This is a genomic window from Rhizobium mulingense (genome assembly GCF_029194105.1).
GTDB classification, from domain to species: Bacteria; Pseudomonadota; Alphaproteobacteria; order Rhizobiales; family Rhizobiaceae; genus Rhizobium; species Rhizobium mulingense.
On record NZ_JARFVE010000008.1, the window covers coordinates 308,630 to 327,047 of the forward strand.

The 18,418-nt window shown below is 61.4% G+C and carries 24 protein-coding genes and 1 pseudogene; 8 read left to right on the plus strand and 17 right to left on the minus strand.

What is annotated here, in order from left to right; all coding sequences use genetic code 11:
- Window positions 1-7: 7 nt before the first annotated feature.
- Both PYR71_RS20430 and PYR71_RS20435 read right to left on the minus strand, forming a co-directional pair.
- Entirely contained in the window at window positions 8-1,024 is a 1,017-nt protein-coding gene (locus PYR71_RS20430; RefSeq protein ID WP_183915224.1) for a glycosyltransferase family 2 protein, read from the minus strand.
- A 132-nt stretch (window positions 1,025-1,156) separates the two neighbouring features.
- Window positions 1,157-2,650 carry an ArnT family glycosyltransferase gene (locus PYR71_RS20435; protein WP_275620649.1) on the minus strand — a complete coding sequence of 498 codons (1,494 nt, stop codon included), beginning with the start codon at window positions 2,648-2,650 and terminating at the stop codon, window positions 1,157-1,159.
- A gap of 179 nt (window positions 2,651-2,829) precedes the next feature.
- On the opposite strand from PYR71_RS20435, the gene PYR71_RS20440 reads away from it, so the two are divergent.
- Window positions 2,830-3,792 (plus strand): lysylphosphatidylglycerol synthase domain-containing protein, encoded by a 963-nt coding sequence (locus PYR71_RS20440; RefSeq protein ID WP_183915220.1) that lies wholly within the window; start codon window positions 2,830-2,832, stop codon window positions 3,790-3,792.
- Here the strand turns inward: PYR71_RS20440 and PYR71_RS20445 are convergent.
- The 4 genes from PYR71_RS20445 to PYR71_RS20460 are packed head-to-tail and all read right to left on the minus strand — an operon-like array spanning window position 3,760 to window position 6,103.
- Window positions 3,760-5,001, minus strand: coding sequence for an RNA polymerase sigma factor (locus PYR71_RS20445; protein ID WP_275620650.1), 1,242 nt, complete (start codon window positions 4,999-5,001; stop codon window positions 3,760-3,762). The genes PYR71_RS20440 and PYR71_RS20445 overlap by 33 nt on opposite strands.
- Before the next feature lie 9 nt (window positions 5,002-5,010).
- Window positions 5,011-5,370 carry a YciI family protein gene (locus tag PYR71_RS20450; protein ID WP_222144570.1) on the minus strand — a complete coding sequence of 120 codons (360 nt, stop codon included), beginning with the start codon at window positions 5,368-5,370 and terminating at the stop codon, window positions 5,011-5,013.
- A 3-nt stretch (window positions 5,371-5,373) separates the two neighbouring features.
- Complete coding sequence (locus tag PYR71_RS20455; RefSeq protein ID WP_183915214.1) at window positions 5,374-5,733, minus strand: YciI family protein; 360 nt, start codon at window positions 5,731-5,733, stop codon at window positions 5,374-5,376.
- Between the two features lie 10 nt (window positions 5,734-5,743).
- Window positions 5,744-6,103 (minus strand): YciI family protein, encoded by a 360-nt coding sequence (locus PYR71_RS20460; RefSeq protein ID WP_183915212.1) that lies wholly within the window; start codon window positions 6,101-6,103, stop codon window positions 5,744-5,746.
- 27 nt (window positions 6,104-6,130) lie between these two features.
- Here PYR71_RS20460 and PYR71_RS20465 point away from each other — a divergent pair, with 27 nt between their 5' ends.
- Both PYR71_RS20465 and PYR71_RS20470 read left to right on the plus strand, forming a co-directional pair.
- The gene (locus PYR71_RS20465) at window positions 6,131-6,271 is read left to right on the plus strand and encodes a hypothetical protein (RefSeq protein WP_170964980.1); all 141 of its coding nucleotides are present in this window, start codon (window positions 6,131-6,133) and stop codon (window positions 6,269-6,271) included.
- Window positions 6,258-6,473, plus strand: a complete 216-nt coding sequence (locus tag PYR71_RS20470; protein WP_275620651.1) for a hypothetical protein — start codon at window positions 6,258-6,260, stop codon at window positions 6,471-6,473. The genes PYR71_RS20465 and PYR71_RS20470 overlap by 14 nt, the downstream gene beginning before the upstream one ends.
- A gap of 120 nt (window positions 6,474-6,593) precedes the next feature.
- Here PYR71_RS20470 and PYR71_RS20475 read toward each other — a convergent pair whose 3' ends face one another.
- The 3 genes from PYR71_RS20475 to PYR71_RS20485 all read right to left on the minus strand — a co-directional run bounded on the left by PYR71_RS20475 (window position 6,594) and on the right by PYR71_RS20485 (window position 8,915).
- Window positions 6,594-8,096: an AMP nucleosidase gene (locus PYR71_RS20475; protein WP_183915208.1), complete on the minus strand. Its 1,503-nt coding sequence runs from the start codon at window positions 8,094-8,096 to the stop codon at window positions 6,594-6,596.
- 86 nt (window positions 8,097-8,182) lie between these two features.
- Entirely contained in the window at window positions 8,183-8,362 is a 180-nt protein-coding gene (locus PYR71_RS20480) for a hypothetical protein (protein ID WP_275620652.1), read from the minus strand.
- A 214-nt stretch (window positions 8,363-8,576) separates the two neighbouring features.
- A complete protein-coding gene (locus PYR71_RS20485) occupies window positions 8,577-8,915 on the minus strand; it encodes a DUF2147 domain-containing protein (protein ID WP_183915204.1) in 339 nt (112 codons plus the stop codon).
- 446 nt (window positions 8,916-9,361) lie between these two features.
- On the opposite strand from PYR71_RS20485, the gene PYR71_RS20490 reads away from it, so the two are divergent.
- Window positions 9,362-9,628: an SEL1-like repeat protein gene (locus PYR71_RS20490; RefSeq protein WP_038687885.1), complete on the plus strand. Its 267-nt coding sequence runs from the start codon at window positions 9,362-9,364 to the stop codon at window positions 9,626-9,628.
- Between the two features lie 179 nt (window positions 9,629-9,807).
- Here the strand turns inward: PYR71_RS20490 and PYR71_RS20495 are convergent, their stop codons facing one another.
- Both PYR71_RS20495 and PYR71_RS20500 read right to left on the minus strand, forming a co-directional pair.
- Entirely contained in the window at window positions 9,808-10,920 is a 1,113-nt protein-coding gene (locus PYR71_RS20495) for a pyridoxal phosphate-dependent aminotransferase (protein ID WP_275620653.1), read from the minus strand.
- A gap of 72 nt (window positions 10,921-10,992) precedes the next feature.
- A complete protein-coding gene (locus PYR71_RS20500) occupies window positions 10,993-11,424 on the minus strand; it encodes a PilZ domain-containing protein (RefSeq protein ID WP_275620654.1) in 432 nt (143 codons plus the stop codon).
- A gap of 438 nt (window positions 11,425-11,862) precedes the next feature.
- Here PYR71_RS20500 and PYR71_RS20505 point away from each other — a divergent pair, with 438 nt between their 5' ends.
- Window positions 11,863-12,309 (plus strand): host attachment family protein, encoded by a 447-nt coding sequence (locus tag PYR71_RS20505; protein ID WP_275620655.1) that lies wholly within the window; start codon window positions 11,863-11,865, stop codon window positions 12,307-12,309.
- Between the two features lie 50 nt (window positions 12,310-12,359).
- On the opposite strand, the gene PYR71_RS20510 is transcribed toward PYR71_RS20505, so the two are convergent.
- Window positions 12,360-13,226: a LysR family transcriptional regulator gene (locus PYR71_RS20510; protein WP_275620656.1), complete on the minus strand. Its 867-nt coding sequence runs from the start codon at window positions 13,224-13,226 to the stop codon at window positions 12,360-12,362.
- An 87-nt stretch (window positions 13,227-13,313) separates the two neighbouring features.
- On the opposite strand from PYR71_RS20510, the gene PYR71_RS20515 reads away from it, so the two are divergent.
- Entirely contained in the window at window positions 13,314-13,559 is a 246-nt protein-coding gene (locus PYR71_RS20515) for a hypothetical protein (protein WP_246720352.1), read from the plus strand.
- On the opposite strand, the gene PYR71_RS20520 is transcribed toward PYR71_RS20515, so the two are convergent.
- On the minus strand, window positions 13,510-13,842 hold the full coding sequence (locus tag PYR71_RS20520) for a hypothetical protein (RefSeq protein ID WP_010031867.1): 333 nt from the start codon (window positions 13,840-13,842) through the stop codon (window positions 13,510-13,512). The two genes, PYR71_RS20515 and PYR71_RS20520, sit on opposite strands and share 50 nt — an antisense overlap.
- A 355-nt stretch (window positions 13,843-14,197) precedes the next feature.
- Here PYR71_RS20520 and PYR71_RS20525 point away from each other — a divergent pair, with 355 nt between their 5' ends.
- Both PYR71_RS20525 and PYR71_RS20530 read left to right on the plus strand, forming a co-directional pair.
- The gene (locus tag PYR71_RS20525; RefSeq protein WP_275620657.1) at window positions 14,198-14,638 is read left to right on the plus strand and encodes a glyoxalase superfamily protein; all 441 of its coding nucleotides are present in this window, start codon (window positions 14,198-14,200) and stop codon (window positions 14,636-14,638) included.
- A gap of 82 nt (window positions 14,639-14,720) precedes the next feature.
- A pseudogene (locus PYR71_RS20530) lies at window positions 14,721-16,084 on the plus strand (MATE family efflux transporter).
- A gap of 40 nt (window positions 16,085-16,124) precedes the next feature.
- Here the strand turns inward: PYR71_RS20530 and PYR71_RS20535 are convergent.
- The 4 genes from PYR71_RS20535 to iolB form a co-directional block, all read right to left on the minus strand.
- Window positions 16,125-16,286 carry a hypothetical protein gene (locus PYR71_RS20535; RefSeq protein WP_183915188.1) on the minus strand — a complete coding sequence of 54 codons (162 nt, stop codon included), beginning with the start codon at window positions 16,284-16,286 and terminating at the stop codon, window positions 16,125-16,127.
- A gap of 101 nt (window positions 16,287-16,387) precedes the next feature.
- On the minus strand, window positions 16,388-17,224 hold the full coding sequence (locus PYR71_RS20540; RefSeq protein ID WP_275620658.1) for a helix-turn-helix transcriptional regulator: 837 nt from the start codon (window positions 17,222-17,224) through the stop codon (window positions 16,388-16,390).
- Between the two features lie 68 nt (window positions 17,225-17,292).
- Window positions 17,293-17,517 (minus strand): DUF1127 domain-containing protein, encoded by a 225-nt coding sequence (locus tag PYR71_RS20545; protein WP_275620659.1) that lies wholly within the window; start codon window positions 17,515-17,517, stop codon window positions 17,293-17,295.
- Between the two features lie 87 nt (window positions 17,518-17,604).
- Entirely contained in the window at window positions 17,605-18,402 is a 798-nt protein-coding gene (gene iolB / locus PYR71_RS20550; RefSeq protein WP_183915182.1) for a 5-deoxy-glucuronate isomerase, read from the minus strand.
- Window positions 18,403-18,418: the final 16 nt, after the last annotated feature.

The window sequence follows — 18,418 nt, forward strand, 5'->3', positions numbered from 1 at the left end:
TGCCGGCTTAGGCTTGGCTTTGATCGTCGAAGATCTGCCGCACGATATAATTCGGAGAGGCGTCGTCACGATAATAAGTGCGCGCGATCATTTCCGCCAGAATGCCGGTGGTGATCATCTGCACCGACGACAGCAGCAGCACGACGCCGACCATCAGCATCGGTCGCGTGCCGATATCATTGCCCATGATGAACTTGTCGAAGCCAAGGTAAAGCAGGATCAGCATGGCGACGGCGCCGAGACCGAGACCCAGCGAGCCGAAGAAATGCCCCGGCCTCGCCTTGTAGCGCATGAAGAACATCACCGACAGCAGGTCGAGGATGACGCGGAAGGTACGCGAAATCCCGTATTTCGAAACGCCGTGCTCGCGGGCATGGTGGGTGACGGCCATTTCGCCGATGCGCGAGCTCGGCACGACACCGGCCACCCAGGCCGGGATGAAGCGGTGCATTTCGCCCATCAGCTTCACCTGCTTGATGATCGAGGCACGGTAGATCTTCAGGCTGCAGCCGTAATCGTGCAGCTTGACGCCGGTGATACGGCCGATCAGGTAGTTGGCGCACCAGGAGGGTATCTTGCGCAGGAACAGACCGTCCTTGCGGTTCTTGCGCCAGCCGACCAGGAGGTCGAGTTCTCGCCGCTCGAGCTCCGAGACCATCGCAGGAATGTCCTTCGGATCATTCTGCAGGTCGCCGTCCATCGTCGCGATAAGCCGGCCCTGGGCGGTATCGATGCCGGCCTGCATGGCGGCGGTCTGGCCGAAATTGCGCTGCAGCTCTACGATCCTCAGCGCCAGCCCCTCGCGCCCGACGTATTTGCGGGCGTTGACAAGTGTCGCATCCGTGCTGCCGTCGTCGACGAGGATCAGTTCCCAGCGATGAGGATATTGGGACATCGCTGCAAGGATACGTTCGACCAGAGGGCCGACGCTTTCCTCTTCGTTGAAAACGGGCACGACCAGCGACAGCTCGAGCGATTGTACCGGATCATTCGTGCCGCGAATGGGCTCTACCGTTGTCTGCAACTTTCATCTCCAAAAGGCCGGCGGCCTGGCAGTCCTTACTGCCGCCACCGCGTATGCGGAAGCCTACTACATGAAGTGTCCGCCCGTTGCCAGCGGGCAATGCCGGTTTCCCTCGCTCCAGCTGCCGCAACGCTATTGCGCGCCGCCCTCCACCCAGGAGTAGCCTATGGAGAAGGTATGTTTGCCGTCACCGAAAAGATAGGGCAGCGTCAGGGTATTTATCTCGTTCAGATGAATACCCGATTTCACGAGATCGTTGGCCAAGCCGGGGGAAATGGTAGGGTCGTTTGCCGTTTCGCCGCGCCAGACAACCAGCACCGGCCCCTTCGCAGCCGCATATTCGGGAACCCCGGGGCCGGGGAAGAACGGGATCACGACGGGAACGTCGGGAAACTCCAGCTTCATGTTGCCCGCCACGAACTTGGTCCCCGCCACGATCAGAACCGGTTTCCGGGTCGCGGTCAGTTCGGTCACGAAGTTCGCGAAGGGGACGTTCGTTCTCGTATAGGTGCCGATATATTGAATGGCGACGATCCGTAGCAGCAGGATCGACAGGATGACGATCATGAAAACCGGCACCACCGGCCGGAAGCGTGCAAGGCCGGCGGAGAGATCGAAACCTGCTGTTTCCAGCTTCAGGAACAGATAGATCAGCAGGACGAGCAGGCACGGGTCGAGCCAGCGTTCATGGATGTCGCTCGCGCCGGCAAAGACGACGATGCCTGCGAAGGCGAGCAGGCTGACAACCATCATCCGCTCGATCACCCGGATCATCGGACTGGACGAAGAGAGCGCATGGAAGAAATCCCGCCTGAAGGCAGCCGCGATGAGAACGATCGGCAACGCGATGAAGCCCAGCACGGCGATGACGAGGGACAACAGCCCCTGTCCGATGCGGGGGAGGCCGGCTGCGGCCTCATGCTCGGCAGTCATCCGCTCCAACGTCGGGGCCGAAGCGCTGACGAGGTTATCGGGCAGCCAGAGCGCATGCGGCAGAACGATCAAAATGGCGATGACGGCGGCCGGCAGCAGGCGCCAGTCAAACAGGCGGTTGCGCCACTTCCAGTCCGGCAGCACGGCGACGAAGGCGGCAAACGGCAGGATGGCGAAATTATACTTGGAGATGAGACCGATGCCGGTGGCAATGCCGATGACGAGATAACTGCCGGTCGTCGGCTGGCGCAGCGTCCGGAAAAAGCCGAAGAGGAAGAGCGAGGTCGCAAACAGCAGGGCAACGGTATGGGTGAGCTCGCGCTGCGCCATCAGGCCGACCTGCGGCAGGGTGATCAGGCTCAGCATGGCGATGGGCGGGAGCAAACGGCTCTTCAGCACCTCGCGGGCAGCCAGACCGTAGAAAAGATAGCAGCCGAACAGGATGATGTTTTTGGGAACCGAGAGCGCCCACATCGTGATGCCGGTCACCGAGACGATGGCGTACTGGATCCAGTTATAAAAGGGCGGCTGTGGGCCGTAGCCGGCCAGAAGATATTGCGAGTAGAATGATTGCTCTGCCTCGTCGAGATCGAGCGTATGAGGCAATGAGATGCGGAGCAGGATGTTCAGCAGGAAATAGACTGCCAGAAAAATGCTGGCGCTCTTGATGCTTTTGGTAATGCGCTCCAACATCGATCTCCAAGTCAAGCCGGCAAGGCCTCGCCATCTGTCGGTCCGCCGCGCGGATCGCCGGCTTGAGGCGATCCCGTCACCGTCATCAACTCCGCCGTTGTGCGCAACCTTCATTTCTCCTAAAACGCCGGGGACGGAACCGAGGCCCATGCCGACGCCAAGCGAGGAATGCCTACTACATGAAGAGTTCGATCGTTGAAAGCCAGCAGTCCTGGTTTATGCGCAATCGCATGACGGCGCTGACGGTCGTAATTGTCGCAGCCTATGCGCTCTTCGTGCAGTGGTTCTGGGGGTGGCCCGTCATCATCAGCCAATGGGCCGATGTCGGGGCAGGTCCCGTGATCGGCGCGCTCGTGGCTCTGACGGGTACCTATTTCCTGCGCACCTGGCGCATCTACGACTATTTTCCGACGGAGACCGCGGGCCGGTTTGCGACCCTCTTCCGGGTCACGCAGATCCACAATCTCCTGAACATCATGCTACCCTTCCGGACCGGCGAGACCAGTTTTCCTCTGTTGATGCGCACTGAATTCGGCATTCCGCTGACGCGCGGGACCTCGGCACTCCTAGTCATGCGGCTGCTCGACCTGCATGCTCTGCTGGCAGCCGCCGGCATTGGCTTTGCGCTCGCCGCAGCCGATGCTCTCGTCGCATGGTCGCTTTGGGCGGCCTTCCTGCTGCTGCCGGTCGCAGCCTTCGCCGCGCGCAAGCCGCTGTTGCGCGTCGCCGCCAGGCTTCTGCCTGCAAAGGCGCAGAGATTGGTCGTCGAGATCGAAAACGGCTTGCCGCTCGATGCCGCAGCCTTTGCGCGCGCCTGGGCGATGACCATCGTCAACTGGCTGGTGAAGGTGATCGTGCTCGCATGGGCGCTCGGCCTGATGGGCGTGTTTCCCATGGCGGCCAGCTTCGGCGGCGCGCTTGGCGGCGAACTCTCCTCCGTCCTGCCGGTGCATGCGCCGGGCGGGGTCGGCACCTATCCGGCCGGCATCACCGCCGGCGCCATTGCGCTCGGAGCGTCGAGCGAGCGGGCGGCACTCGCCGTGCTGGCGCAGGCGAGCGTCAATGCCCATCTGCTGATCATCGTTTCGGCGCTGACGGGCACAGCGATCTCACTGCCGCTCGGACGCCGCGGCAAGCGCTGAAATCCGCTTTCGCAGAAACGCCTGCTCCGGCTCCTGCCGGCAGAGCGACAAGGCCGTCTGGTAGGCTGCAATCGCCTCCTCCCTCCGGCCGAGCCGCCGCAGGAAATCGGCACGGGCCGAATGGGCAAGATGATAGGCCTGCAGTTCCTGGCGTCCCAGAATGGCATCGATCAGATCCAGCCCCTTTGCCGGCCCCTCGGCCATCGAAATCGCCACGGCGCGGTTGAGCTCGACGACCGGCGAGGGCTGGGCTGCCAGAAGCAGGTCGTAGTAGAAGGCAATCCGCGGCCAGTCGGTTTGCTCGGCGGTCGCCACCTTCGCATGTTCGGCGGCGATCGCCGCCTGTACCGTATAGGTGCTGATCTCGTCTGTCCGCATTGCCTTGGCCAGGAGTGCCAGGCCTTCCAAGATCTTGGCGCGGTCCCAGAGCGAGCGGTTCTGATCGGCAAGCAGCACCAGCGCTTCCTCCTCGCTGCTGCGCGCGCTGCGGCGGGAATCCTGCAGCAGCATCAGCGCCAGAAGTCCGCAAACATCAGGATGCGGCAGCAGCGCCAGCAGCAGCCGCGCCAGCCGGATTGCTTCTCCGGTCAGGTCGGCACGAACGACCGCGTCTCCTGAAGAGGCGGAATAGCCTTCGTTGAAGACGAGATAGATGACATGCAGCACCCGGTCGAGCCGCTCGGGCAGCGCCTCGCGGCCCGGCACTTCATAAGGGATGTTCGCGGTCCGTATCCTGCCTTTGGCGCGCACGATCCGCTGGGCGACCGTCGGCGCCGGGATGAGGAAGGCATGGGCGATCTCTTCGGTGGTCAGTCCGCAGATCTCCCGCAGCGCCATCGCCGTCTGCGCATCCGCCGGGATCGCAGGGTGGCAGCAGGTGAAGATCAGCCGCAGCATGTCGTCCTCGATCGCTTCCATCTCGCCCATCTCCGTTGCGTCGATGCTGTAGAGGCTGTCCTCGATGTGCTGCTGCGCGGCATCGAAACGCGCTCGCCGGCGGATTGCGTCAATCGCCTTGAAGCGGCCGGTCGACACCAGCCAGCCGGAGGGGTTGTCGGGAACGCCGTCGACCGGCCATGTTCGTGCGGCCGCTGCAAAGGCATCGTGCAGCGCTTCCTCCGCACGGTCGAAATCGCCGAGCAATCGGATCAGCGTCGCCAGCACCCGGCGAGACTGGCTTCGGTAGATCTCCTCGATGACGCTTTCCAAGGGGGCACCTCAGTTCGGGAGGGTGAGCGTTCGCACCGGTCTCAGTTCGACCGCGCCATAGCGGGCCGACGGAATTCGCCCGGCGATCTCCTTCGCCTTCGCCATGTCAGGCGCCTCGATGACGTAGAAGCCGGCCAGATGCTCCTTCGTTTCGACATAGGGGCCGTCGGTGACGGAGAGCCTATTGTTTCGAACCCGCAGCACGCTCGCCTGGTCAGGCATTTCGAGCGCATCGGAATGGATCATGAAGCCGTCGCGTTGCAGTTCCTCGTCGAAGGCGAAATGCGCTTTGATGAGGTCGACGCCTTCGTCAGCTGTCAGTCTGCCGTCGGTGTCGGCGCTGTTATAGATCAGGCAGATGTAGCGCATCGCTCAGCACTCCTCCTTGATCGAATAGGCCGGTCGCACCTCGATCGCGCCATAACGCGCCACGGGAAAGGTCGCGGCGATCGCGGTTGCTTCCTGCATATCCTTGGCCTCGATCAGCACGAAGCCGCCGAGATGTTCCTTGATCTCGGCGAAAGGGCCGTCCGTCGCCGTCACTTCGTTGCTGCGAACCCTGACCGTCACGGCTGTGGCCGGCTCGCGCAGCGCCAATGCGACGAGCAGGTGGCCGCTGTCGCGCAGCCGATCATCGTTGATGATCGAATCCTTCGTCAGCTTTTCGCCTTCCTCGGCGGAAATTGCGTTGATCTTCGCGGTTTCGAACCAGACCTGGCACAGATATTTCATCGCCGTCTCCTCACGCGTCTTTTCCGAAGGAATGAATGGGCCGCACCTCGATCGCACCGAGCTTCGCAAGCGGGATGCCGGCGGCGATGCGGATCGCTTCGTTGAGATCCTTGGCCTCGATCAGGATGAAACCGCCGAGCGCCTCCTTCGTCTCGGCGAAAGGACCGTCCGTCACCGATGTTTCACCGCTGCGCACCCGCACGGTCACCGCCGATGTCGGCGGCTGCAGCGCCTGGGCGACGATCATGTGGCCGCTTTCGGCAAGGTCCTTGTCGTAGTTCAAGGAATTCGCGTCGAACTCGGCCTTCTCCTCTTTCGTCATCGCGTCGAGCACCGCGCCGTCGAACCAGACCTGACAGAGATATTTCATCGCAGACAGCCTCCTTGGGATGTTTCAATGACTCTGGACGATCGAGCTTCACACATTTCGACAGCGGCAGAAAAAATCTTTGTCGCCGCCGGCTGTCGAAATCGCAAGGCAGCACTCGACAAGGCTTCATCGAAACCTGTCGAGGAGAACGGCAATGAGTATTCTTGAAATCGCGCTCGCAAGCCAAATCTGGGCCCGCCGCCATGACAAGCGTCCCCAGGCGTTCGACGAAGGCGATGGGCTGAAGATTCTGCTGCGCACCGCTTTCACCTTCGTCGCCTTCACCCTGCTGATAGCAGGGCTGAATCTTGCTGCCGGCCGACCGCAGGTGGTTGCGCAGCAGCCAGCGCCTGTCGTCGCAGGCCGATGAGGAAACGGCCTACAGCAATTCCGGTAAAAATGCGCGGTGGGTTTTGCCAGGCAAAGCGCGAAGCGCTTTTGCCGGAATTGCGTGAAGACAAAGAGATTTCCGTCGAAGAAACGGAAATCTCTATTGGAAGGCTGTCTCGAAGAAGCTGCGCAGCTTGCGCGAATGCAGGGCTTCCTTCGGCATGGCGGCCAGTTTCTGCACGGCGCGGATGCCGATCTGCAGATGCTGGTTGACCTGCGTGCGGTAGAAGGCGGTAGCCATGCCCGGCAGCTTCAATTCGCCGTGCAGCGGCTTGTCGGAGACGCAGAGCAGCGTTCCGTAAGGCACGCGGAAGCGGAACCCGTTGGCGGCGATCGTTGCCGATTCCATGTCGAGCGCTATGGCGCGTGCCTGCGACAGCCGCTGCACCGGCCCGCGTTGGTCGCGCAGTTCCCAGTTGCGGTTGTCGATCGTGCCGACGGTGCCGGTGCGCATGATGCGCTTCAACTCGAAACCCTCGTAGCCGGTGATTTCCGCGACGGCCGCCTCCAGCGCCACCTGCACTTCGGCGAGCGCCGGGATCGGCACCCAGACCGGCAGGTCGTCGTCGAGCACATGGTCCTCGCGCATATAGGCATGGGCAAGCACATAATCGCCGAGCCGCTGGCTGTTGCGCAGGCCCGCGCAGTGGCCGAGCATCAACCAGGCATGCGGGCGCAACACGGCGACATGGTCGGTGATCGTCTTGGCGTTGGAGGGACCGACGCCGATATTGATCATGGTGATCCCGGCATGGCCCTTCTTTTTCAGATGGTAGGCCGGCATCTGCGGCAGGCGGGCAAGTGTCGCATCCGTATCCGGCACGCTCGAACCGGGCAGGGTGACGATATTGCCGGGCTCGACGAAGGCGGTATAACCGTCGCCCCCCTCGGCCATCAGCTTGCGCGCCCAGCTGCAGAATTCGTCAATATAGAACTGGTAGTTCGTGAATAGCACGAAATTCTGGAAATGCTCGGCATGCGTCGCCGTATAATGCGACAGCCGGGCGAGCGAATAATCGATACGCTGGGCGGTGAACGGAGCAAGCGGTGAGGGCTCGCCCGGCGGCGGGATATATTCGCCGTTGGCGATCTCGTCGTCGGTGGTGTTGAGGTCCGGCGTGTCGAAGATATCGCGCATCGGGACGTCGACGAAGGCGGAGGTCGCTGCTTCCACATGCGCGCCCTCGCCAAAGGCGAAGTGCAGCGGAATCGGCGTCGTCGATTCCGAGACGATCACTGGAACATTGTGGCTCTTCATCAGCAGCGACAGCTGCTCCTTCAGGTAATGCTTGAAGAGCTTCGGCCGCGTAACCGTCGTCGTGTAGATGCCGGGCGCCGTGACGTGGCCGTAGGAGAGGCGCGAATCGACATGCCCGAAGCTGGTCGTCTCGATGCTCACCTGCGGATAGAAAGCGCGGTAGCGCGAGGCGATCGGAGCGCCTTGGGCAAGCTCGGTGAAGCTCTCGATCAGGAAGGCCGTATTGCGCTCGTAGAGTTCGGTCAGCGTGTCGACGGCCTTGGCGGGATCATCGAAGCTCTGCGGCTGGAAAGGGGGCGGAGAGGAAATGTCGAGGGGCGACAAAGGGGAGATTCGTTTGTTCATGACGCATTATAGAGAGTTGTTTTTGACAAGCAAACAACGTGCGCCGGCGGAAATCGATTTTTAATCTTCTTCCGTGTCTGTACCGTTCACCGCACCGTCGGCGCGCAGAAGGTCCCGTTTCTCTCCAGGCAGGTATAGCTCGCACCGAAATGCGACTGCGTGCCGCCGCCGCCTTCATGCACAACGATCGCCGAAAATGTGATCGCGAAGATTGCTGCGAACAGCGTGATGATGCTGAAACGTCTTGCCAGAATGTAGAGGTTCATCTCATGCCCCGATGCGCAACCTAACCATGACATGAGTTTTGCCATGCGACGGCTGAACGAGTGCTGAGATGCCGGTTCATCCACCGTTCAGCTTGCGGGGCAGGATTGAAGAATTGTCGTGACGATTGGCGAGCTGAGAAAGCTCCGAGGCATGCCGGCATTTCGGCCGGCATGATTAGGCGTTTTGGATATTTGCTATGTTGGCCTTATCGCATCAGAGCCGCGTCCAGGTCTGCGACTTGCAGAGGACTTTCAAGACACAGCCCTGCATCCGCAGCGAATTGCCGGAAACCTTGCCCGAGCCGCTATAGGTCTTGTCGGCGGCCGGATCGGTGATCTCGCCGGCGTAACTGCCGCCGGTACCGGCAAGCCTGCCGATCTTCCGACCGCTGTATTTGCCGGTTTTTAGCGTCACGCAGTAGCTGCCGCCGCAGGCCGCGATCACCGCCGTTTCGCCCGAGGCGGTTTTCCAATTGCCAACGATCGGCTCTTCGGCATGCGCTGTGCCCGCGATCACGGCGATGGCGCCGGCGAGAATGAAGCTGCGGATCATCTTTTCCTCCCTGATGTCCTTTGACCGGCCGCGAAAATAACTGACGCGAACGTAAAGGTAAATACAGGGTGATCGCTATCGCCGGAGATCGCCGAAAGCTGGAAAAAAAGCGAAAGGTCGAGGCTCTTAAATCTGTCGTCTGCTGATTTCATGATGAACGATCGGTTTATTTTCGAATCTGAATCTTTCGTAAAATTCGAACGAAAACCCTTAAGCTCCAGGGCATCCGATGTTTAATAAAAATCCAATTTTACCAAGTGTTTGCACTTTGTTTGTCTCAAATTAATCATGGATTTTAGGCGTTTTTTGAAGGCGGTTCGGCATAGTGAAGCCATCAAACGAGCGGGGCAAACCCGCCGAAACTGAAGGGCTGCAAGCCGCAATAGACGGCAAGGTCCGGAGGTAAAACAGGGTAAGTCATAAACAGACTAACAGGGATAAAACCGATGGCACGCTTTGAAATGCACAATGCTGAAACGGCCACCATGGGTGGCGACAACAGCGCCGATGTCTTCTGCGAAATGGGTCTGATGTATGCGACCGGCCGCGGCTGCGCCGTCGATCTCGTCGCTGCCCACAAATGGCTGAACATTGCCGCGATCAAGGGTAACGACCGCGCCGCCGAGCTTCGCGCCGACGTGGCCGCCACCATGAACAAGATGCAGCTCGTGGAAGCGTTGCGCGCTGCCCGCGAATGGATGACGGTTCACTGAAACCGTCTCCTGCTGGCGCTTCGACAGAAATAACAACCTCGAAAGAGGGGCGGGCGGGGCGTTTGAAACGCCGATGCCGGGAGAAGAGCACCGCGGCCGGATACCGGCCGCGGTTCTTCGTTTAATTATCAGCATGATGTCGAACGAAAACCGCTCACATGTTTCAGCATCATGCTTGATCAGCCGATCGCCTTCAGCACCTGCGGCAGCGCTTCCTCGAACAGCGCCATGTCGGTCTCCGGCCCGACGCTGACGCGGATGCAGCGATTGAGCGGCGCCACACCGGGCATGCGGATGAAGACGCCATGCTCCATCAGCCCGTCGACGATCGCCCGCGCATAAGCGCCGTCGCGGCCGGCGTCGATCGCCACGAAATTCGTCGCCGAGGGCAGCGGCTCAAGGCCGTTTGCCCGGGCGATGCGGCCGATGCGCTCCCGCGCCGCATGGATCCTGCGGACCACCTCGGTGAGATAGGCCTGGTCCTTGAGGGCGGCGAGCGCGGCTGCCGTCGCCAGCCGGTTCATGCCGAAATGATTGCGGATCTTATCGAAGGCCTGCGCCGTGCCGGGCGTCGAGATAACGTACCCGGTGCGGGAGCCGGCAAGGCCATAAGCCTTGGAGAAGGTGCGGGTGCGCACGATGTTCGGCAGATCGATCAGCGAAGCGATCGACGGCAGCGAATTTGCCGGTCCCGTCTCGCTATAGGCCTCGTCGAGCACCATCAGCGTCGTCTCGGGCAGTGCCCGGGCGAAAGCGACGATGCTGTCGGCGTCCCACCAGCTTCCCATCGGATTGTCGGGATTGGCGAAATAGACGAGCGGCGCATTCTCGCGCCTGACGGCCTCGAGCAGCCCGTCGAGATCCTCGCGGTCATCGACATAGGGCACGGTCACCAGCCGGCCGCCGAAGCCGGCGACATGGAAATTGAAGGTCGGATAGGCGCCGAGCGAGGTGACGACCGTCGCGCCGGTTTCGATCACCAGCCGGACGATCTGGCCAAGCAACTCGTCGATGCCGCCGCCGATGGCGATATTGGCGGAGGAGGTGCCGAGATGAGCGCCGAGCGCTTCCCTCAGCGTGAAATTTTCCGGGTCATTGTATTTCCAGATATTGCCCGCCTCCTCGCTTATCGCCGCAAGCACGGAAGGGGCCGGGCCGAAGCCGTTCTCGTTGGCGCCGATGCGTGCCAAGACGGCACGTCCGCGCTGGCGCTCGATGGCCTCGGGGCCCACGAAGGGAACTGTGGAGGGCAGGGCGCTGATGAGGGGCGTGAAGCGCGAAAAGGCGGACATGCGAAGGCAAGTTCCCGGACATGTTGACGGTTGACGCAACAATAGGCCGGGGTACGGCCAAGGCAAGCCAGATTATTTCAACAGCTGACCGATGGGCGACGCCTGCGGGCGGAACATCGGCGCACGCCGTGCATCGAGCGCTTCCATGTTGCCGACAAGGAAGTCGGTGCGCACCACGCGGCGCAGAACCTCGGGATCCATCAGGTTGATGAACCGCACGCCGATGCGTTCCTTGCGACGGTAGACCTCGGCACAGCCGATCCGATAGGCGAGGCCGAGAATGTTGAGATAATAATGTTTCGGCAGACCGGCGGTGGTCGACACGATGAAGGTGGCGCCGCCTTGCGAGATATCGATGACCTCGGCGCTTCGCATCGATACGCCGGTGAGGCACGGCCGGACGGCGACGATACGGGCGGGGCGCTTGACGTGGAATTCTTCCCAGCGCAGGTCGTAGATGGCGGATTTGACCGTGGCAAGGTGTGTGGCGCGGAGCATAGTCATCTTGCATTCTCCGTCAGGCAGGGCACAGTTGGGGTTCTTGCTCTGGTGCAAGCTGATCTTGCTCCGGCCAAGGTCACATGAATGTTTTGCGCATTCGTCAAATATAAAATGACAATTTTAACGACTTTCAATTTTGTTCCCAAGCGGGACGCCCCGATGTTCACAATCGGGACGGGGCCGTCAGCCCGACACCCGTTTCATCCGAGATTTCTGAGGGCGAGATATGCGTCGGCCAGCGGTCGGCGCCGCAGCTGCCGGACAACATCGCCTGCACAAATCGCCGCGGCGGCGAAAGACGAGAAAACAGCGAGGCCTGGAAACCGGACCGCCGCTCCAATCGATTTCCGGCGCCATTTCTCGAACTCTTTCAACGGCCGGACGTTCTGTCTTGATCGATGAAGCACAGCGCGCTTCGATGAGGACAGCGAGGAGTTGAAGATGACCGACGTCAGAATTCCTGGGAAATCATGGGTCGTAGTCTGCAATGGAGCCAAGGCCCTGATCATGCAGAATGCCGGCGATGCCCAACTGGTGAACCTCAAGGTGTTGGAAACCCTGACGCAGCCGAACGAGCCCGATCGCGAGATCGGCGCCGACAAGCCCGGTCGCAGCCATGCCGCCGATGGGTTCAGCCGCAGCGCTGTCGAAGAGACCAGCTGGCAGGAGCAGGCCGAAGCTCAATTCCTGAGACATGTGGCGGAACGAATGGACGAGCTGACCCAGGCAAAGGATGCACACCGCATCGTCCTCATTGCGCCGCCGAAGGCGCTCGGCACCTTGCGGCCGGCGCTCAGCGCCGAGACGCAGGCGGCGATTTCGGCGGAATTGGCGAAAGACTATACCAATCTGCCGATCGACGAGATCGAGCGACATCTCGCCGCCTGATCAAAGGCATAAGAGAGCGCGGACTGGCTGGCCCGCGCTTCTTGTTCCCCTCACTCCGACGGCCTCTGCCCGGCAAACAGATCTTCATGGTCGGCAAACAGGGCTCCCAGGCGGTCGATGACGATCCTGACCTCCGGCCGTTGCCGCTCATCGTCATGCGCGACGATCCACATGTCGTAGGTCAGATCGTCGATGACAGGCCCGGCGCGCACGAGCTTGCGCTCCTGATCGCCGATGAAACAGGGCAGTACGCCGCGGCCGGCTCCGCCCCGGATCAGGTAAAAGAGCACATGCGGCGTGTTCGTCCAGCTGGTGATCCAATAATCCGGCGGTTCGAACGTCCATTTGTCCGCCGGGGTGATCGCGGTGTCGGTGCCAAGCGAAATCCAGTTGCAATTGGTCTGCGCAAAGTCGGCCGCGTGGTAAGCGGCATGGGCGACTTTGACCGAACGGCGGATCGCGACGTTGCCGCTGTCCGGCCGGCTATGGCGAATGGCGATGTGCGCCTCGCGATAGGTGAAGTCGACGCTCGCATCACACGTCTTATAGCACATGCGGAAACTGTCCTTCGGCGTCCAGACGCCGGCCAGATGGTCGGCAATGAAGCGCAGGGTCCAGCTGTCGGCGGCCGTCGAGACGATCGGCAGCATCAGCACCTCGTCGCGCCAGTCTGAGATCGCCTGCGCCGCATCCTGCATTCGCCGGACGCGATCGAGGAGCTCCTGACCGTCCTTCGCCAGAAGGTAACCGGTGGGGCCACGGCTGAACAGCGACCGCCCGGTCACCCGTTCGAGCGCCAGCATGCGCCGGCCGATCGTCGGCGCGCTGAGGCCGGTGCGTGTTGCCGCCGCCGAAAGCCCGCCGCCGGTCGCAACATGGAAGAAGAGTTGCAGATCGTCCCAGCTCGCATCTTTCATGGATGAAAACCCCCTTTCCCCGGCGCCTCTACATAGCCAGCGCGTGAAGGCCTAGCTCAAGTGCTCCAGCAATATGGAGGATAGGCAATGCTTCTCAACTGGGTCGTTCTCTTCGAGGAAGTCGAAACTCGCAAACGCCGCATGCGCCGCGATCCCATGGCCGATCCGCTCGATGGTCCGGAATGGCGCGGACTTCTCTGGATCATCCCGATCATCGCGTATCTCTCCTCAAGAAGAGGCGAGACGAGGCCACGCCGCGATAAGGCACGGATTGAAAGAAGCTTCAGGTTTCGAAGCTCAGTCGCAGCACGTGGTGCAGGAATTCCGGATTGAGCAGCATGTTGAAGCTGACCGTCACCAATTCGCCTTCGCGCTTGACCATGGTGGCGCCGATCTCGTCGTGAATGCCGAGGATTTCGAGAAAGAAATGGCTCGGCATCTCCAGGCCCGGGCTGACCTCGAGTACCGCGCCGGCCAGCGTGATCGTCCGAATCAGGCACCGCACCTGCGTTCCGGTGCTGAGGTGATGGCCGACGAAGATGATGTTGCCGGGCCTGTCGAGGTTGAATTCCCTGTAAGCACGTTCCGGCTTGGGGTGTTCTGTGTCGAGGTGCATCTGAAAGGCCCTTTTAGCCTCCGCTATCATATGAGAAAATTAACACGAGATTACTGATAGCTGCTGAAGAACATCGTTAAGATTGAAGTCTTCTTGGGAGATTGCCGGAAAATCGCATCGATTTCTGGCAGTGTTGCTCCAAATTTGTTCATTCCCGGTGCATATCGGCCATCCTTGACATGTCGGCGGCATTCGCGCATACAAACTCCCGGTTCGAGGCACCGGCCGCTCGCGGATGAAAATCCATGGTGAAGTCCTCGCGATCATGGTCACGGCCCCTTGGTGCATGCTGACTGACGGCAATGCGAGCTCCCATCCACAGTCGAAGAGCATGCCTTTTGCAAAGGCCCACTCCATGACGACGACCTATCCCGGCATTGACGAATTGAAGGCCCAGGCCAAACGCCTGCGCCAGGCGATGAACGATCGCGGCACCGCGCTGACCCATAGTGCGGCGCTCGAAATGATCGCCCGCCAGTACGGCGCGCGCGACTGGAACACGCTGGCGGCGCTGGCGGCGAAACCCAATGCGGCTGCGAAGACACCCCTTTTCGTCGGGGCGCACATTCGCGGCCGTTATCTCAATCAGCCGTTCACCGGCGAGGTTCTGGCGCTGTCGGCCCTGCCGGGAGGCGAACTCCACAGGATCACCATCCATTTCGACGAAGCGGTCGATGTCGTGACCTTCGAGAGCTTTTCAGCCTTTCGCCGGCGTGTGAGCGCGCAGATCGATGCCGACGGCGTCTCGCCGAGGAAAACCTCGAACGGCGTGCCGCATTTGGTGCTCGATCTCTAAATCACTTTTGATTCACTTTGAGGCCATCTGAATCCGGATGATGTCACCCCGGATCGGAGCGCCATATTGTACGGATTTCTCCATGACCGATCTTTCCCAAGGCAATGCTTTTCTCACCGGCTGGTTGCCGGGCGTCTTCATCAGGACGGCGGTGCCGATCGTCGCGATCACCACGCTCAACGGCCTCTTCACCGTCGTCGACGCCTATTTCCTCGGCGCCTATGCCGGCCCCGATGCGCTCTCCGCCGTTAGCCTGATTTTCCCGGGCCTGATGCTGCTGATCGCCCTGCAATCGCTCGTTTCGAACGGCATGGCGAGCATGCTCGCCCGCCGGCTCGGGTCCGGCGATCGCCAGAGCGCGGGCAGGGTATTTGCCGGCGCCCATACGCTGGCGCTGGCCGTCACCCTGGTCCTCAATATGCTCTACTGGACCCTCGGCCGCCAGATCATCGATACCGGTGCCGGCACGCCCGCCGTGGCCAATGGCGCCATGCTGTTCATGGGCACGATGATTGCCTTTGCGCCGGTGAGCTTCTTTCTGTCGCTGCATCTCGACGGATTGCGCTGCGAAGGCAAGATCGGTTTCATGACGCTGGTGACGCTGTCGGCCTCGCTGCTCAACATCCTCGCCAACTGGCTGTTCATGGCCGTGATGCATTGGGGCGTGCTCGGTTCGGCCGCCGGCTCCATCGCCTCGCAATTCGTCTGTCTCGCTGCCGTGCTTGCCTATCGCTGGCGCCGGGCGGCGGCACTCAGACCTTCTCGAGGATTGGCCCTTGCCGAATGGCGCGGCATCGCCGCCTTCGGCGCGCCGATGAGCCTCGGCTTCATCGGCATATCGCTGGCATCCGCCGCCATTCTCGTCAATATCTCGCTCTGGAGCGTGGCAGATTATGTCGCGACGGTCGCCGCTTACGGCATCATCACGCGGATCATGACCTTCACCTATCTGCCGCTGCTTGCCTCAGCGTCGCCCTGCAGACGATTGCCGGCAACAATCACGGTGCCGGCCTCGGGTTTCGCGTCGGCCGCAGCTTGCAGATCGCCATGCTTTCGGCGCTCGTCTATTGCAGCCTGGTGGAGATCGCGGTCGAACTTTTGGCTGGCCGCCTCGGCGCCGTCTTCGTCGCCGATCCTGCCATTGTCGCCGAGGTTAGGCGTATTCTGCCCTGGACGATCGGCGCCTATTTTCTCTTCGGGCAGATGCTGATCCTGTCGTCCTATTTCCAGTCGATCGGCGATGCGCCGCGCGCGGCGATCTTTGGCCTGTCGCGGCCGTATCTCTTCACCCTGCCGCTTACCTTCCTGCTGCCCTTCGTCTTCGGCGAGCAGGGGATCTGGATGGTGCCGGTCTTCGCCGAAGTCGGCATGGTCGTTCTGGCCGTGCTGGTTCTGTCGCAAAACGCGAAACGTCACGGCTGGCGCTACGGGCTTCTGCCTGCCTGAGATGGCAAAGCTGCGCCGGTGCGCGGCCTTGCCGGATATTCTATTCCGTGTCTGCCGAAGCGGCCGATGTCGCGGCTTCCGCTTCGTTCAGCGCCGCGGCGCATTCCTGGCAGCAGACCTCGACGGTCTTGCCGCCGAGCTTGACGGTAATCGTCTCCGTGCCGAGTTCGCAGTCGCAGGCAGCGCAGGTCGACTTCTTCATTGGATGATCCTCCGGTTGATCGTCCCGGATCGGGACAGTCTTCATAAGATCATCAAAGACCGCATCGCCGCTGTCGAAATCTTTAGCGATCGATGTCGGACTTACCTGCGCCGCAATTGCGCCGAGCGCTGGAATTCGGCCGGCGTCTGCCCGAAGGACTGCTTGAAGGACGCGCTGAAATGGCTGTGGCTGGAAAAGCCGAGATCGAGGCCAAGCGCGGTCAGATCCTCGTACTGGCCGAGCAGATCGAGTGCGCGGGCAAGCCTGAGCCGCAGCTGATAGCGGTAAAGTGGCGTCGCCTCGACCTGCTGGAAGACCTGGGTGAGATAAACGGGCGAGACGCCAACCTCGGAGGCGATTTCCGAAAGTGTCCAGCGCCGCGCGAGATCGGAGGAAAGCACCAGCTTTGCCCGGTCGACGAGTTTCTGCCGGCCGGCGCTGGCGCCCGCCGCATGCGATGTGCGCTCGCCGAGCGAACGGTGCACCAGCGTCAGCGCCAATGTTTCCGCCTCCAGCGTTTCGGCGATGTTGCGGCGGAGACCGTGACGCAGCAGAGCGACCAGCGCCTGCGCGCGCGGATCGATCCGGCGGCGCTGGCGGCGGAATGAAAAGGCCGCACCCAGCTGCACCTGGTCCTTCGGCGCGAGCTCTTCGAGCATGGATTCGTCAACCGCCAGATCGATGCAGGCATCGCCGCCTTCGATCGGGTGGCTGATCCGATAGCTCTGGCCGGCATTGAAGAACAGCATCTGATTGGCCTCAGCCACCGTATCGGCGCGGCCGACATGCCGCATGAAGATGCCGCGATAGGGGTAGACGAGGCTTGTCTTGTGGGCGCATTCCTCGTCGCTCTTATGCCGGCATTCGCCATTGCAGACGATGTCACGAATGGTGACGGTCTTTGTTTCCAGGAGCAATGTTGTTGAAAACTGCGACATCCTATATTCCAGCCGGACAGACCGCCGACAAGGCGACCCGCGGACAGTATCACGACTGATGCCTGTGTTCAGTAGCGGCTATAGACGTGAACGTCGCTTTCCGTCTGCCCCCGGGAAAGGCCGATATCCTTCAACTGATCGTCGGAAAGTTCCATCAGCGCATTGCGGTTGCGCCTTTCGCCGACCTTGCGTGCCAGCCAGCGGACAGCCGTAATTGCCGCAAGCAACAGGCCGCGCCCCTGATGCGAAGAACGGACGTTGCGGCCTGCTATGGTGTTATTCGAGCTGTGCATGATGATCCTCCATTCTTGTTGGATGGAGGCAGTGAACCATCAGCGGCGGCTTGCCGCTGTCAGATTATTTAGCGATCGGAGGCGCGCTTATGCTTTCAGCAGCCATTCGTGCTCGGCGGCATTGTGGAATTTCCAGATGCGCTTCGGTCCGGCCATGACGTTGAGGTAGTAGAGATCGTAGCCGTGCGTTGCCGCGCAAGGATGGTAGCCCTTCGGCACCAGCGTCACGTCGCCGTCCTCGATCGCCATCGCTTCGTCCAGTGAACGATCGTCGGTATAGACGCGCTGGAAACCGAAGCCCTGCGGCGGGTTGAGGCGATGGTAATAGGTCTCTTCCAGAAAACTCTCGTTCGGCAGGTCGTCCTGGTCGTGCTTGTGCGGCGGATAGGAGGAGGTGTGGCCGCCGGGCGTGATCACCTCGACGACGAGCAGCGAATGCGCCGAGCTGTCGTCCTCCGGCATGATATTGTTGACGTAGCGCACATTCGTGCCCTTGCCGCGCGTCACCTGTGGATGCGTGCCGGGCGGAATTTCCTTCGCCTGGTAGGTGCCGCCGCCGGGCGCCGAGCAGACGGCGAGCTCGAGATCGGTCTCCGCCGTCACCGACCACGTCGATTCCATCGGGATGTAAAGTGCATGCGGCGCGCCTTCGAACGGGCTCATGCGGCCGCCGAGCGTGCCGAAATCCCTGGTGCCGGCCGATGCCTTGCCCTTGCCGGTGACCCAGACGAGGCAGATTTCCCGATCGCCGGTCTCTCCTGAAACCGTCTCGCCCGGCTTCAAGCGATGCAGATCGAAGCCGACATAGGTCCAGCCGGCATTTTCAGGGGTGACATGCGTGACGCGGCCATGCGTGCCGGACGGTTTCACCTTGAGGTTTGGCATTGGTGTTTCTCCTCGT